The 11,864-nt window shown below is 62.6% G+C and carries 18 protein-coding genes; 10 read left to right on the top strand and 8 right to left on the bottom strand.

Annotated features, from left to right (window positions below; translation table 11 throughout):
- Nucleotides 1-11: 11 nt before the first annotated feature.
- Genes M1D87_RS06220 through M1D87_RS06210 form a run of 3 tightly spaced genes read left to right on the top strand, consistent with a single transcriptional unit; the run spans nucleotide 12 to nucleotide 1,871 of the window.
- Nucleotides 12-1,001 (top strand): 2-hydroxyacid dehydrogenase, encoded by a 990-nt coding sequence (locus M1D87_RS06220; RefSeq protein ID WP_004375493.1) that lies wholly within the window; start codon nucleotides 12-14, stop codon nucleotides 999-1,001.
- Nucleotides 1,002-1,032: 31 nt separating this feature from the next.
- On the top strand, nucleotides 1,033-1,470 hold the full coding sequence (locus tag M1D87_RS06215) for a hypothetical protein (protein WP_004375491.1): 438 nt from the start codon (nucleotides 1,033-1,035) through the stop codon (nucleotides 1,468-1,470).
- Entirely contained in the window at nucleotides 1,467-1,871 is a 405-nt protein-coding gene (locus M1D87_RS06210; protein ID WP_085720700.1) for an META domain-containing protein, read from the top strand. Before M1D87_RS06215 ends, M1D87_RS06210 begins: the two co-directional genes overlap by 4 nt.
- A gap of 118 nt (nucleotides 1,872-1,989) precedes the next feature.
- Here the strand turns inward: M1D87_RS06210 and M1D87_RS06205 are convergent, their stop codons facing one another.
- Nucleotides 1,990-2,454: a TlpA disulfide reductase family protein gene (locus tag M1D87_RS06205; protein ID WP_421091605.1), complete on the bottom strand. Its 465-nt coding sequence runs from the start codon at nucleotides 2,452-2,454 to the stop codon at nucleotides 1,990-1,992.
- 85 nt (nucleotides 2,455-2,539) lie between these two features.
- On the opposite strand from M1D87_RS06205, the gene arsC reads away from it, so the two are divergent.
- Genes arsC through M1D87_RS06190 form a run of 3 tightly spaced genes read left to right on the top strand, consistent with a single transcriptional unit; the run spans nucleotide 2,540 to nucleotide 3,901 of the window.
- Nucleotides 2,540-2,893: an arsenate reductase (glutaredoxin) gene (gene arsC, locus M1D87_RS06200; protein ID WP_085720701.1), complete on the top strand. Its 354-nt coding sequence runs from the start codon at nucleotides 2,540-2,542 to the stop codon at nucleotides 2,891-2,893.
- Entirely contained in the window at nucleotides 2,890-3,495 is a 606-nt protein-coding gene (gene wrbA / locus M1D87_RS06195) for an NAD(P)H:quinone oxidoreductase (protein WP_015269222.1), read from the top strand. Before arsC ends, wrbA begins: the two co-directional genes overlap by 4 nt.
- Nucleotides 3,488-3,901, top strand: coding sequence for a DUF2069 domain-containing protein (locus tag M1D87_RS06190; RefSeq protein WP_039615077.1), 414 nt, complete (start codon nucleotides 3,488-3,490; stop codon nucleotides 3,899-3,901). Before wrbA ends, M1D87_RS06190 begins: the two co-directional genes overlap by 8 nt.
- Nucleotides 3,902-4,003: 102 nt before the next feature.
- On the opposite strand, the gene M1D87_RS06185 is transcribed toward M1D87_RS06190, so the two are convergent.
- Nucleotides 4,004-4,675: a DNA-3-methyladenine glycosylase I gene (locus M1D87_RS06185; protein ID WP_004375485.1), complete on the bottom strand. Its 672-nt coding sequence runs from the start codon at nucleotides 4,673-4,675 to the stop codon at nucleotides 4,004-4,006.
- Nucleotides 4,676-4,679: 4 nt separating this feature from the next.
- Nucleotides 4,680-5,504, bottom strand: coding sequence for a tRNA 2-thiocytidine(32) synthetase TtcA (gene ttcA, locus M1D87_RS06180; protein WP_012270926.1), 825 nt, complete (start codon nucleotides 5,502-5,504; stop codon nucleotides 4,680-4,682).
- Between the two features lie 262 nt (nucleotides 5,505-5,766).
- On the opposite strand from ttcA, the gene M1D87_RS06175 reads away from it, so the two are divergent.
- Nucleotides 5,767-6,366 (top strand): Yip1 family protein, encoded by a 600-nt coding sequence (locus tag M1D87_RS06175; RefSeq protein ID WP_003252385.1) that lies wholly within the window; start codon nucleotides 5,767-5,769, stop codon nucleotides 6,364-6,366.
- Nucleotides 6,367-6,498: 132 nt separating this feature from the next.
- Entirely contained in the window at nucleotides 6,499-6,993 is a 495-nt protein-coding gene (locus tag M1D87_RS06170; RefSeq protein WP_123084260.1) for a SprT family zinc-dependent metalloprotease, read from the top strand.
- 169 nt (nucleotides 6,994-7,162) lie between these two features.
- On the opposite strand, the gene fpr is transcribed toward M1D87_RS06170, so the two are convergent.
- Nucleotides 7,163-7,942, bottom strand: a complete 780-nt coding sequence (fpr, locus tag M1D87_RS06165; RefSeq protein WP_004375483.1) for a ferredoxin-NADP reductase — start codon at nucleotides 7,940-7,942, stop codon at nucleotides 7,163-7,165.
- A gap of 121 nt (nucleotides 7,943-8,063) precedes the next feature.
- On the opposite strand from fpr, the gene finR reads away from it, so the two are divergent.
- Nucleotides 8,064-8,990, top strand: coding sequence for a LysR family transcriptional regulator FinR (gene finR / locus M1D87_RS06160; RefSeq protein ID WP_004375481.1), 927 nt, complete (start codon nucleotides 8,064-8,066; stop codon nucleotides 8,988-8,990).
- Here the strand turns inward: finR and M1D87_RS06155 are convergent.
- The 3 genes from M1D87_RS06155 to M1D87_RS06145 form a co-directional block, all read right to left on the bottom strand.
- On the bottom strand, nucleotides 8,987-9,352 hold the full coding sequence (locus M1D87_RS06155) for a diacylglycerol kinase (RefSeq protein WP_004375479.1): 366 nt from the start codon (nucleotides 9,350-9,352) through the stop codon (nucleotides 8,987-8,989). The genes finR and M1D87_RS06155 overlap by 4 nt on opposite strands.
- Before the next feature lie 73 nt (nucleotides 9,353-9,425).
- Entirely contained in the window at nucleotides 9,426-10,076 is a 651-nt protein-coding gene (erdR, locus tag M1D87_RS06150; RefSeq protein ID WP_015269217.1) for a response regulator transcription factor ErdR, read from the bottom strand.
- Between the two features lie 78 nt (nucleotides 10,077-10,154).
- Nucleotides 10,155-10,865: a tRNA-uridine aminocarboxypropyltransferase gene (locus M1D87_RS06145; protein WP_013971344.1), complete on the bottom strand. Its 711-nt coding sequence runs from the start codon at nucleotides 10,863-10,865 to the stop codon at nucleotides 10,155-10,157.
- 221 nt (nucleotides 10,866-11,086) lie between these two features.
- Here M1D87_RS06145 and M1D87_RS06140 point away from each other — a divergent pair, with 221 nt between their 5' ends.
- Nucleotides 11,087-11,506: a quorum-sensing-regulated virulence factor family protein gene (locus tag M1D87_RS06140; protein ID WP_013971343.1), complete on the top strand. Its 420-nt coding sequence runs from the start codon at nucleotides 11,087-11,089 to the stop codon at nucleotides 11,504-11,506.
- A gap of 13 nt (nucleotides 11,507-11,519) precedes the next feature.
- Here M1D87_RS06140 and M1D87_RS06135 read toward each other — a convergent pair whose 3' ends face one another.
- The gene (locus tag M1D87_RS06135; RefSeq protein ID WP_004375471.1) at nucleotides 11,520-11,729 is read right to left on the bottom strand and encodes a hypothetical protein; all 210 of its coding nucleotides are present in this window, start codon (nucleotides 11,727-11,729) and stop codon (nucleotides 11,520-11,522) included.
- Nucleotides 11,730-11,864 lie beyond the last annotated feature (135 nt).

Here is an 11,864-nt window from a genome sequence, read left to right as displayed (position 1 = left end):
GAAGCCCCACCATGCGCGCCCTGTTGTTCAGCAGCCAGCACTACGACCAGGAAAGCTTCACCCGTGCCGCCAGCGGCACCACACTGGACCTGCACTTCCAGCCTGCCCGCCTGACCCTCGACACCGCTACCCTGGCCGATGGCTACGAGGTGGTCTGCGCCTTCATCAATGACGAGCTCGACGCCCAGGTGCTGCAGCGCCTGGCCGCAGGCGGCACGCGCCTGGTCGCCCTGCGCTCGGCCGGCTACAACCATGTCGACCTGGCCGCCGCCCAGCGCCTGGGCCTGACCGTAGTGCGAGTGCCGGCCTACTCGCCGCACGCCGTGGCCGAACACGCAGTGGCGCTGATCCTGGCCCTGAACCGGCGCCTGCACCGGGCCTACAACCGCACCCGCGAGGGTGACTTCACCCTGCACGGGCTGACCGGCTTCGACCTGCACGACAAGACCGTCGGCGTGGTCGGTACCGGCCAGATCGGCACCGCCTTTGCCCGCATCATGGCCGGTTTCGGCTGCCAGTTGCTGGCCTATGACCCTTACCCCAACCCCGATCTGCTGGCCTTGGGCGCGCGCTACCTGCCGTTGCCCGAGTTGCTGCGTGAAGCCCGCGTCATCAGCCTGCACTGCCCGCTGACCGAGCACACCCGGCACCTTATCAATGCACAAAGCCTGGCCCAGTTGCAGCCCGGCGCCATGCTGATCAACACCGGCCGCGGCGCGCTGGTCGACACCCCGGCGCTGATCGACGCGCTGAAGAGCGGTCAGCTCGGCTACCTGGGCCTGGACGTCTACGAAGAAGAAGCCCAGCTGTTCTTCGAGGACCGCTCCGACCTGCCGCTGCAGGACGACGTGCTGGCCCGTCTGCTGACCTTCCCCAACGTGATCATCACTGCCCACCAGGCGTTCCTTACCCGCGAGGCACTGGATGCCATCGCCGCGACCACGCTGGACAACATCAACCGCTGGGCGGCAGGCAATCCACAGAATCTGGTGATGGGTTAGTGCTAGGATACGCGGCATTTCTGGAGGACCCATGGTCGAGCACGATTTCCGCTACACCCTTTTCAACCCGCAACACACCCTGATCGAGTGCCGCGCCCTGGTGCCGGGCCGTTACCAGGTCACCGGCAACGGCGGCTCGATGCACAAAGGCGACACCCTGCTGGTCACCCTCAAGGGCAGCAAGGATTTGTCCATGCGCCTGACAGTGGAGAGCGTGCGCCACCTGATCAACCCGCGCGGCCAGTGGGTTGCCGTGGCCAGCGGCCCGGTGTTCAACGAGCTGGAAATCCTCACCTGGCAGGTCGCGTGCGACAGCTGCGACGCCGTGCTGGACTTCGAGTTCGCGGTGGACGCCAAGCTGGGCAAGAAAGCCCGCCAGCCTGCCGCCAGCGCGCGCGTTGCCGAGCTCGGCTGGGCCAGCCGTGGCGAAAAACACCTGTGCCCGCGTTGCCAGGAGAGCGCCGAGTGAAAAATCTGCTGACCGGCGTGCTGATTGCCACCGGCCTGCTCGGCTGCGCCGCAGAACCTTCCAAGCTGCAGCAGGAGCGCAGCTATGTGCTGGAGTGGATTGGCGAACGGCCGCTGATCGACTACAGCCACCTGACCCTGACCTTGGCCAGCGATGGCCGTGCCTATGGCAATGGCGGCTGCAACCACTGGTTCGCGCCATACAAACTGGACGGCGAGCACCTCAGCTTCGGCAAGGTCGGCAAGACCCGCAAGCTCTGCGCGCCGGCGTTGATGGAACAGGAAAAACGCTTCCTGCAGGCGCTGGAAACAGTGCAGCGCTGGGATGTGTCGCCTATCGAGCAGATGCGTTTCTGGCCGGCCGAAGGCAAGCCACTGCGCTTCTGGCCTGAGGAAGGCTGAATATTGCCGGGGCCGCTGTGCGGCCCATCGCGACACAAGGCCGCTCCTACAGGAGATCGCATCCCCCTGTAGGAGCGGCCTTGTGTCGCGATGGGCTGCAAAGCAGCCCCAAAATGCATCAGGCGCCCTTCAGTGCCTTGATCCTGGCCTGCAGCCCTTCTTGGGTCTGCTCGCCCATCAATTGTTCCCGCACCTTGCCCTTGTCATCAATGATGTAGGTCACCGGCAATGCCTCGCTACGCGGCAGGTCATAGCGCTCGGCCGGGTCCTGCGCCAATACGGTGAAAGCGATCCCCAGGGTTTCGGCAGCCTGCTTCAGCTCCTGCCCTTGCAAGCCATCGAAGTTCACCCCCACCACCTTGATACCATCGGCCGCCCACTGCTTGGCTGCCGCGTTCAGTTCAGGGATTTCGGTACGGCACGGCCCGCACCATTCGGCCCAGTAGTTGAGCACCAGCCAGTGCCCGTAGATCTGTTCGGCCTTAACCGTATTACCGTGTTGGTCCACGCCATAATCGGCACCGCAACCACCGAGCAACAGGCTCGCGGTGATGGCCAGTACTGCTGCCAGACGCCTTGCCATGGGTCAATCCTTCTCGAGTTTTAAAGCAAATTGGTCAGTCGCTGCGGTTAGAATAGCCGCCACACCCTGCTGGATGCGACCCGACATGACCGACCTCACGCTCTATCATAACCCGCGCTGCTCGAAATCCCGCGGCGCCCTGGAACTGCTCGAAGCTCGCGGCCTGGCGCCGACAATCGTGCGCTACCTCGAGACCCCGCCCGACGCGGCCACCCTGAAGGCTCTGCTCGGCAAGCTGGGCATCGCCCCGCGCCAGCTGCTGCGTACCGGCGAGAACGAGTACAAGGAGCTGAACCTGGCCGACCCGTCGCTTACCGACGCGCAACTGATCGACGCCATGGCCCAGCACCCCAAGCTGATCGAGCGGCCGATCCTCATCGCTGGCGACAAGGCCGTGGTCGGCCGACCACCCGAGAAAGTACTGGAGATCCTGCCGTGAGCGAGCCCTACATCCTGGTGCTGTATTACAGCCGCCATGGTTCGACCAGCGAGATGGCCCGGCACATCGCCCGCGGCATCGAGCTGGCCGGCATGGAAGCCCGCCTGCGCACGGTACCGGCGATTTCCACCGAGTGCGAAGCAGTGGCCCCGGACATCCCGGCCAATGGTGCGCTGTACGCCACCCTGGACGACCTGCGCCACTGCGCCGGCCTGGTACTGGGCAGCCCGACCCGCTTCGGCAACATGGCGGCGCCGCTCAAGTACTTCCTGGATGGCACCAGCAGCCTGTGGCTGGGCGGTGAACTGGTCGGCAAGCCGGCAGGCGTGTTCACCTCTACCGCCAGCCTGCACGGCGGGCAGGAAACCACTCTGCTGTCGATGATGCTGCCGCTGATGCACCACGGCATGCTGGTGATGGGCCTGCCGTACAGCGAATCGGCATTGCTCGAAACCCGTGGCGGCGGCACCCCGTATGGCGCCAGCCATCATGCTGGCGCCGATGGCAAGCGCGAGCTCGACCAGCACGAGATAGCCCTGTGCCGCGCCCTTGGCCAACGCCTGGCGACCACTGCAAAGGCCCTGGAGGCTGCACGTGGCTAAGAAGCCCAAGGTATTGCCGCCGCTTGAGTGGCTGGCGCCTCGCCTGCGCCTGACGCGGGCGCTGAGCCTGGCATTCTTCTTCGGCCTGATCGCCCTGCTGGTGGCGAACAACCTGTGGTTCGCCAACCTGCACGGGGCGCGAGTCGAGGTGATCCTGGCGATCGAGCTGGTGCCGTTGCTGCTGTTGCTGCCGGGTATGCTGACAGGTAGCGCCCGGGCACATGCATGGACCTGCTTCGTGGTGAATATCTATTTCATCAAGGGCGTGCTGGCGGCGTTCGACCCGGCGCGGGCGGTATTTGGCTGGGTAGAAGTGCTGGTGAGCCTGGGGCTGTTCACTGCCGGGCTGCTGTATGTGCGCTGGAAGTTCCAGCACGAGCGGCGCATGGCCGGCGAAGGCAGTTAGATGCTTCGCGGGCTTGCCCGCTCCCACAGGGTTTGCGCCACACTTGAGGTCGGCGCTGTACCTGTGGGAGCGGGCATGCCCGCGAAGGGGCCAACACAAATCTCAATGGTTGACGGTATGCGCCAGCATCACCGACAACTGGCACAGCGGCCGCCCACTCTCCGCATGCCACTGGTTGAACGCCTGCTGCACCAGGGCCAGGTCCCGCTGGCTGGTCGGCGGCTTGTCGACCACCTTCTGCGCAATCAACGCCGCAGCCATGTCATCGGTAGGGATGAACGTGTCCTTGCCGACCATGCGCAAGAAACGCGGTGCCGACAACCCGCCCAGCTGGTTGCCGTGCTTGGCCAGGTATTTCCACAAACCGACGATGTCGGTCACCGGCCAGTCGGCGATGAAGGCGCCGAAACTGCCCTTCTCCTTGGCCACGTCAAGAACCATCTGAGCATTGCGCGGCACGCTCTTGAGCTTGCCCAAATGGCGAATGATGCGCTCGTCGTGCATCAGCCGCTCGAGGTGCTCGGCGCCCATCAATACCACCTTCTCCGGGTCGAAGCCGAAGAACACCTGCTCGAACGCCGGCCACTTGGCATCCACCAGGCTGTGCTTGAGCCCGGCGCGGAACACGCGCAGGGCCAAGGTCGAAAGGTAGCGATCGTCGCTGATATCACGCAGTTGCGCCGGTGTGCGCGGCTGCGGCAGGAAGGCCTCCAGGGCCTGGGCCGAGCCGAAGCGGTTCAGGCAGTACTCGTGCAACCACTGGTAATCGCGCATGGGCTCAGATGTTCAGCACGTCAAGGAAACGTGGGGTGGCGTTCTCGTCGATCTTCAGGCTGGTGAAGTCGAACAGGTTGCGGTCGGCCAACTGCGACGGTGCCACGTTCTGCAAGGCGCGGAAGATGCTCTCGGTACGCCCCGGGTGCTTGCGCTCCCACTCCACCAGCATGTCCTTGACCACCTGGCGCTGCAGGTTTTCCTGCGAACCACACAGGTTGCACGGGATTATCGGGAATTCCTTCATGTCCGAGTAGGCCTGGATATCCTTCTCGCTGCAGTAGGCCAGCGGGCGGATCACCACGTTGCGGCCATCGTCGGCGCGCAGCTTCGGCGGCATGCCCTTGAGCGCACCGTTGAAGAACATGTTGAGGAAGAAGGTTTCGACGATATCGTCGCGGTGGTGCCCCAGCGCCATCTTGGTCGCGCCAATTTCGTCGGCAAAGGTGTACAGGGTGCCACGGCGCAGGCGCGAACACAGCGAGCAGGTGGTCTTGCCCTCGGGGACAAGCTCCTTGACCACCGAATAGGTGTCCTTCTCGACAATGTGGTACTCGACGCCCAGTTCCTTCAGGTAGGCCGGCAGCACATGCTCGGGGAACCCCGGCTGCTTCTGGTCCATGTTCACCGCGACGATCTCGAACTTGATCGGTGCCACCTTCTGCAGGTGCAACAGAACGTCGAGCATGGTGTAGCTGTCCTTGCCGCCGGACAGGCAGACCATGACCTTGTCGCCATCCTCGATCATGTTGTAGTCGGTGATGGCTTCGCCGGCGAGACGACGCAGGCGTTTTTGCAGTTTGTTCTGGTTGACCGAGAGGGTGCCCATAGCGCTTGGATCCGCGAGGTGTGACAAAAGCCGGCTATTTTACGCACAAACGCGGCGGCGCTGTAGGCATTCCGATAAAGACTTCATTGTAATCAACAGCGCGTCTTACAGCGCAATTTGCTCTAAAAAGCACGGTTTATGCGGGTAACGGCTTCCTATACTGCGACATAAGGCCACATTACCGCTTGCTTCGGTGTTCGGGCCTAGGGCCGCTTGCGCTCCATCTGGGGGGCGTTTGGCAACATTGAGAGGAGTAATCGGCATGATTCATCACGTTGTGGGGCTGTTTACCCATCCCGACCAGGAATGGCGGGAAATTCGTGGCGAAGAAGAAACCATCAGCCACATGTACCTGACGCACACCCTGATCCTGGCTGCGATCCCCGCAGTTTCGGCGTTCATCGGTACAACCCAGGTCGGCTGGGTAATCGGCGACCGGCCAGCGGTTATGCTGACCATGGAAAGCGCCATCTGGATGAGCATCATGTCGTACCTGGCGATGCTTGCCGGGGTGGCGGTAATGGGGGCGTTCATCCACTGGATGGCCCGCACCTACGATGCCAACCCGTCCATGGCTCAGTGCATCGCCTTTGCCACCTACACCGCCACACCGTTGTTCATCGGCGGCCTGGCGGCGCTGTACCCGCACCTGTGGCTGGGCATGCTGATCGGCACGGCCGCCATCTGCTACACGGTGTACCTGTTGTACGTCGGTTTGCCGACGTTCATGAACATACCGTCCGACGAAGGCTTCCTGTTCTCCAGCTCGGTGCTGGCGGTAGGCCTTGTGGTACTGGTGGCGATCATGGCCGCCACGGTGATCATCTGGGGACTGGGCGTGGGGCCCGTCTACACCAACTAGAACAGACTCGACCAACACTGGGGCATCAAACCTGGGGCCGCCGCAAGGCGGCCTCTGGCTGTGCGCTGACCGGTGGCTCGGCAGGTTGCCCGGGGTTGCGGCATAATGTCCGGTCAGGAGAACCACCCCGCCATGCCCGAGCTGCTCAGACAACGCGTCGAAACCTGTTACCAGCAAGCTGAAACCTTCTTCAAACGCCCCTTCCCACGCGCGGAAATCAGCTTCAAGCTGCGCGGGCAAAAAGCCGGCGTCGCCCACCTGCACGAGAACCTGCTGCGCTTCAACCTGCAGCTTTACCGCGAAAACCAGGAAGACTTCCTGCGCCAGACCGTGGCCCATGAGGTGGCGCACCTGGTGGCCCACCATCTGTTCGGCGACCGCATCCAGGCCCATGGCGAAGAGTGGCAGCTGATCATGCGCGGGGTGTATGAACTGCCGCCCAACCGTTGCCACAACTACGAAGTGCAACGTCGCGTGGTGACCCGCTACATCTACCGCTGCCCGTGTCCGCAGAGCGACTTCCCGTTTACCGCGCAGCGGCACAAGCTGGTGCGCCAGGGGCGGCGCTACCTGTGCAAGCGGTGTCGGGAGATATTGGTGTATAGCGGCGAGACGCGCGTCGAATAGATTGTGTCTTGCCTGTTCCGGCCTCTTCGCGGGTAAACCCGCTCCCACAGGGGTACCACTGCCCTGTGGGAGCGGGTTTACCCGCGAAGAGGCCAGTGCTGGCGATATATGAATCACAGGCACAAGAAAGGCGACCCAAGGGTCGCCTTCTTTTGCATCAGCCTGCGCCTTACTTCTCGACGAAGGCTCGCTCGATCAGGTAGTCACCCGGCTCGCGCATGCGCGGGGAGATCTTCAGACCGAAGCTGTCCAGCACTTCGCTGGTTTCGTCGAGCATGCTCGGGCTGCCGCAGATCATCGCGCGGTCGTCCTGCGGGTTGATCGGTGGCAGGCCGATGTCGCTGAACAGCTTGCCGCTGCGCATCAGGTCGGTCAGGCGGCCCTGGTTCTCGAACGGTTCACGGGTCACGGTCGGGTAGTAGATCAGCTTGTCGCGAACCGACTCACCGAAGAACTCGTTCTGCGGCAGGTGCTCGGTGATGAACTCGCGGTAAGCCACTTCGTTCACGTAGCGCACGCCGTGCACCAGGATCACTTTCTCGAAGCGCTCGTAGGTTTCCGGGTCCTGGATGACACTCATGAACGGTGCCAGGCCAGTGCCGGTGCTCAGCAGGTACAAGTGCTTGCCCGGGTTCAGGTCGTCGAGTACCAGGGTACCGGTAGGCTTCTTGCTGATGATGATCTCGTCGCCTTCCTTCAGGTGCTGCAGCTGCGAGGTCAGCGGACCGTCCGGCACCTTGATGCTGAAGAACTCCAGGTGCTCTTCCCAGTTCGGCGAGGCGATGGAATAGGCGCGCATGAGCGGACGGCCGCTTTCTTGTTGCAGGCCGATCATCACGAACTGACCGTTCTCGAAGCGCAGGCCCGGGTCGCGGGTGCACTTGAAGCTGAACAGGGTGTCGTTCCAGTGGTGCACACTGAGGACACGTTCGTGGTTCATGTTGCTCATTTAATGGGGCTCCTGAAGAAAGACGCGGCGCGCGCAAGACGCGCAGTTGCGCGATAGTTTAGGGGCAGCGACAATATCTGTTAACTGGATTATCAAGATATGTTTTATCGGTTATATCGATATGCGATTTACACTTCGTCAACTGCAAGTCTTCGTTGCCGTGGCCCAGCACCAGAGCGTTTCCCGCGCCGCCAGTGTGTTGGCCTTGTCGCAGTCGGCCGCCAGCACCTCGATCACCGAGCTTGAGCGACAGTCCAGCTGCCAGCTGTTCGACCGGGCCGGCAAGCGCCTGAGCCTCAACGCCCTGGGCCAGCAACTGTTGCCGCAGGCAGTGGCCCTGCTCGACCAGGCCAAGGAAATCGAAGACCTGCTCAACGGCAAGTCCGGTTTCGGCTCGCTGGCAGTCGGCGCCACGCTGACCATCGGCAACTACCTGGCCACCCTGCTGATCGGCAGCTTCATGCAGGTGCACCCGGAAAGCCAGGTGAAGCTGCATGTGCAGAACACCGCGCATATCGTGCAACAGGTGGCGCATTACGAAATTGATCTGGGTCTGATCGAAGGCGATTGCAACCACCCGGACCTGGAAGTGCAGCCCTGGGTCGAGGACGAACTTGTGGTGTTCTGTGCGCCACAGCATCCGCTGGCCAAACTGGGACGCGCCGATGTACAGACCTTGTCCCAGGAGGCGTGGATCCTGCGCGAACAGGGCTCAGGCACGCGCCTGACCTTCGACCAGGCCATGCGCCACCACCGCACCAACCTCAACATCCGCCTGGAGCTGGAACACACCGAAGCCATCAAGCGCGCGGTGGAGTCGGGCCTGGGCATCGGCTGCATCTCGCGCCTTGCCCTGCGTGACGCCTTCCGCCGCGGCAGCCTGGTAGCGGTGGAAACCCCGGAGCTGGACCTGATGCGCCAGTTCTACTTCATCTGGCACAAACAGAAGTACCAGACCTCGGCCATGCGCGAATTTCTCGAACTTTGCCGCAACTTCACCGCGGGTTTCACACGCAGTGACGAGATCGTGTTGCCACCGATCGCTTAAAGCAAGATCACACCCCACACCAGCGCCACCATGGTCAATGCCACCAGTTGCGCGGCGCTGCCCATGTCCTTGGCGTTTTTCGACAGCGGGTGGCGCTCCAGCGAAATACGATCGATGGCTGCCTCCACCGCCGAGTTGAACAATTCGACGATCAAGCCCAACAGGCATACGGCGATCATGATCGCACGCTCTGCACGGCTGACCGGTAGCCAGAAGGCGATCGGGACCAGCAGCACGTTGAGCAGCACCAGTTGGCGGAACGCGGCCTCACCCTTGAAGGCAGCGCGCAGCCCATCCAGCGAATAGCCGGCGGCGTTGAAGATACGTTTGAGGCCAGTCTGGCCCTTGAATGGCGATGTCATGTGAGTCACTTCACGGCGGAAAGGCCAGCAGACTAGACCGGCACGGGTAAAAAAAGCGTGAAGCCACGCCCACTCAGCTGCTGGCAACCGATTCAAGTTGTTGCAGCAACAACGCCGCCTGGGTGCGGGTACGCACACCCAGCTTGCGGAAGATTGCCGTCACATGGGCCTTGATGGTCGCTTCCGACACGTTCAGCTCATAGGCGATCTGCTTGTTCAGCAGCCCTTCGCAGACCATGGTCAGCACGCGGAACTGTTGCGGCGTGAGGCTGGCAAGGCCTTCGCTGGCGGCCTTGGCTTCGGCCGAGACATCGACCTTTTCGAACGCCTGCGGCGGCCACCAGACCTCACCATCGAGCACCTTGCGCACCGCATCCTGGATCACTTCCAGGGTGCTGGACTTGGGAATGAAGCCACTGGCGCCAAATTCGCGGGACTTGACCACCACTGCAGCCTCTTCCTGCGCCGATACCATCACCACGGGGATCTGCGGGTATTGCCCGCGCAGCAGCACCAGCCCGGAAAAACCATAGGCACCCGGCATGTTCAAGTCCAGCAACACCAGGTCCCAGTTGTCTTTTTCGCTCAGACGGGTTTCCAGTTCGGCAATGCTGGCAACTTCTACCAGGCGTACATCCGGGCCCAGGCCGAGGGTAACGGCCTGGCGCAAGGCGCCACGGAACAGCGGGTGGTCATCGGCAATCAGGATTTCGTAAGTGGCCATCGATCTGGGGATCCTGTTCTGTGTCGGGCACTCGGGTAAGGGTCATTATGAACCAAAGCAGGGGTTGTGCCCCTTGGACTATAGGAAGGTATGCAAACGCTGGTGGGTGTCGTCCTGCTCGTCCAGCGGCAGGCGACGCTTGCCGCTCAGGTAATGCAGGCTGAACACATCCAGGTACGCGTCCAGCGCCTGCGAGGCCTGGGTATCGCCGGCAAGGTCCAGGCACATGGCAGCGACTTCCGCGGTACAGAAGTGATCATCGCGCTTGGAGCGGCGCAGGCGGTAGCGGGACATCTGCTCGGCCTGCAGGCTCAACACCGGGAAGCGATCAAGGTACGGGCTTTTGCGGAACATCTTGCGCGCTTCGGTCCAGGTGGCATCCAGCAGGATGAACAGCGGACGCTTGCCGGGCTCGCGCACTACCTCGCTGACCACTCGCTCCTGGGCAACGAATTCGCCGGGAAAGACGATGTAGGGCTGCCAACGCGGGTCGTCCAGCAACGCCAGCAAACGTTCGTCGACCGAAGTGCGCAGCCAGCCGAAAGCCGAGGTGTCCTCGATCAGGTCGGCAATCAGCCAACCGGTATTGGTGGGCTTGAGCGGCTCGGTGTCATGCATCAGCAGGCACACGCCGGACTCGGCCTGCACCCGGGGCTTCCAGGCGCACAGGCAATGAGTGGCAATGACCCGGCAATCGGGGCAGCGTTCGGCACGTGAACCACGGGCGATAAAGGGCTTGTTGCTGCGAGCCAGGCGTTCGGCGCGCAGGCGCGCTACCGCATGGCTCATGCCGGCAGGCCTCTGGACAGGTTGGGAATGGACACAAGGATGACTCGGAGAAAACTAAGGGCACCAGTCTACCAGAACAGGGGGCAATTGCTGTGCAGGTGGCGGCGCGGTCCTTATAATCGCTGCTTTTACCGTACCCCAGCCTCGCGCCTGCGCGATTTTCAGGGAACGCCGTCGACCCGCGCATGTCAAAGCGCCAGTCATCGAACCAGGAGAGATTCATGCTGCGCCGTATCGTACCCGCCCTGAGCCTGTTGCTCGCCCTGCCCCTGGCAGCCCAGGCGGCTTCCAAGCAGGAATACGACCTGAACAACATGTTGCAGAAGGTTGCCAAAGAGAGCAGTGTCGGCACCCCGCGAGCCATCAACGAGGACATCCTCGACCAAGGTTACACGGTGGAAGGCAAGGCACTGGTCAACCACCTGAGCGTGCGCCAGGACCATGCCGCGCGCATGCAGGCCAACCCCGAACAGGTCCGCAGCCAGCTGGGTGATAGCGTCTGCCGCAACAGCGGTTTCCGTAACCTGATGTCCAAAGGCGCGGTGATGGTCTACCGCTTCACGGTATACAAGACCAATCAACCGATCATGGACCAGGCGTTCGACAACGCCAGCTGCGTGGCCGGCAACAAGAAGAAGTAACCAGCTCGGATCGCTACGCCTTCTCGTCTTCACGGGCGCACCAGCGCCCCTCAGCGGCATCAGCGCGCATCTCTGCCAGCAGCGCCTGCAGGTAGCGCGACTGGCATTCCAGCCCCGACAGCCTGCGCCGGCACTCGTTCTCCAGGCTCAGGTGATGCATCTGGGCCGCATTCTCCAGCTGCTGGTAAAGCTGCCGGTCAACTTCGATGATCAAGCGATGCATACCGCCACCTCCTGCATCGACACGTTTCGCTTTACCCAGTTAACCAAACCCGCATCCCCCGTGGCTGCATGCCGACGGGCGGCTGTGTCGAACACCCCCGGCAGGATTGAGCGCAAGGGTCTAGATTGAGGTCAG

The sequence above is a fragment of the Pseudomonas sp. SA233 genome, from assembly GCF_054792385.1.
This window is presented reverse-complemented; position numbering and strand designations above follow the sequence as displayed.

What these genes read in the sequence shown, in the direction of transcription:
- M1D87_RS06220 (WP_004375493.1), top strand. Translation starts at nt 12, where the DNA reads ATGCGCGCCCTGTTGTTCAGCAGCCAGCACTACGACCAGGAAAGCTTC.
- M1D87_RS06215 (WP_004375491.1), top strand. Translation starts at nt 1,033, where the DNA reads ATGGTCGAGCACGATTTCCGCTACACCCTTTTCAACCCGCAACACACC.
- M1D87_RS06205 (WP_421091605.1), bottom strand. Translation starts at nt 2,454, where the DNA reads ATGGCAAGGCGTCTGGCAGCAGTACTGGCCATCACCGCGAGCCTGTTG.
- arsC (WP_085720701.1), top strand. Translation starts at nt 2,540, where the DNA reads ATGACCGACCTCACGCTCTATCATAACCCGCGCTGCTCGAAATCCCGC.
- M1D87_RS06185 (WP_004375485.1), bottom strand. Translation starts at nt 4,675, where the DNA reads ATGCGCGATTACCAGTGGTTGCACGAGTACTGCCTGAACCGCTTCGGC.
- ttcA (WP_012270926.1), bottom strand. Translation starts at nt 5,504, where the DNA reads ATGGGCACCCTCTCGGTCAACCAGAACAAACTGCAAAAACGCCTGCGT.
- M1D87_RS06175 (WP_003252385.1), top strand. Translation starts at nt 5,767, where the DNA reads ATGATTCATCACGTTGTGGGGCTGTTTACCCATCCCGACCAGGAATGG.
- M1D87_RS06170 (WP_123084260.1), top strand. Translation starts at nt 6,499, where the DNA reads ATGCCCGAGCTGCTCAGACAACGCGTCGAAACCTGTTACCAGCAAGCT.
- fpr (WP_004375483.1), bottom strand. Translation starts at nt 7,942, where the DNA reads ATGAGCAACATGAACCACGAACGTGTCCTCAGTGTGCACCACTGGAAC.
- finR (WP_004375481.1), top strand. Translation starts at nt 8,064, where the DNA reads ATGCGATTTACACTTCGTCAACTGCAAGTCTTCGTTGCCGTGGCCCAG.
- M1D87_RS06155 (WP_004375479.1), bottom strand. Translation starts at nt 9,352, where the DNA reads ATGACATCGCCATTCAAGGGCCAGACTGGCCTCAAACGTATCTTCAAC.
- erdR (WP_015269217.1), bottom strand. Translation starts at nt 10,076, where the DNA reads ATGGCCACTTACGAAATCCTGATTGCCGATGACCACCCGCTGTTCCGT.
- M1D87_RS06145 (WP_013971344.1), bottom strand. Translation starts at nt 10,865, where the DNA reads ATGAGCCATGCGGTAGCGCGCCTGCGCGCCGAACGCCTGGCTCGCAGC.
- M1D87_RS06140 (WP_013971343.1), top strand. Translation starts at nt 11,087, where the DNA reads ATGCTGCGCCGTATCGTACCCGCCCTGAGCCTGTTGCTCGCCCTGCCC.
- M1D87_RS06135 (WP_004375471.1), bottom strand. Translation starts at nt 11,729, where the DNA reads ATGCATCGCTTGATCATCGAAGTTGACCGGCAGCTTTACCAGCAGCTG.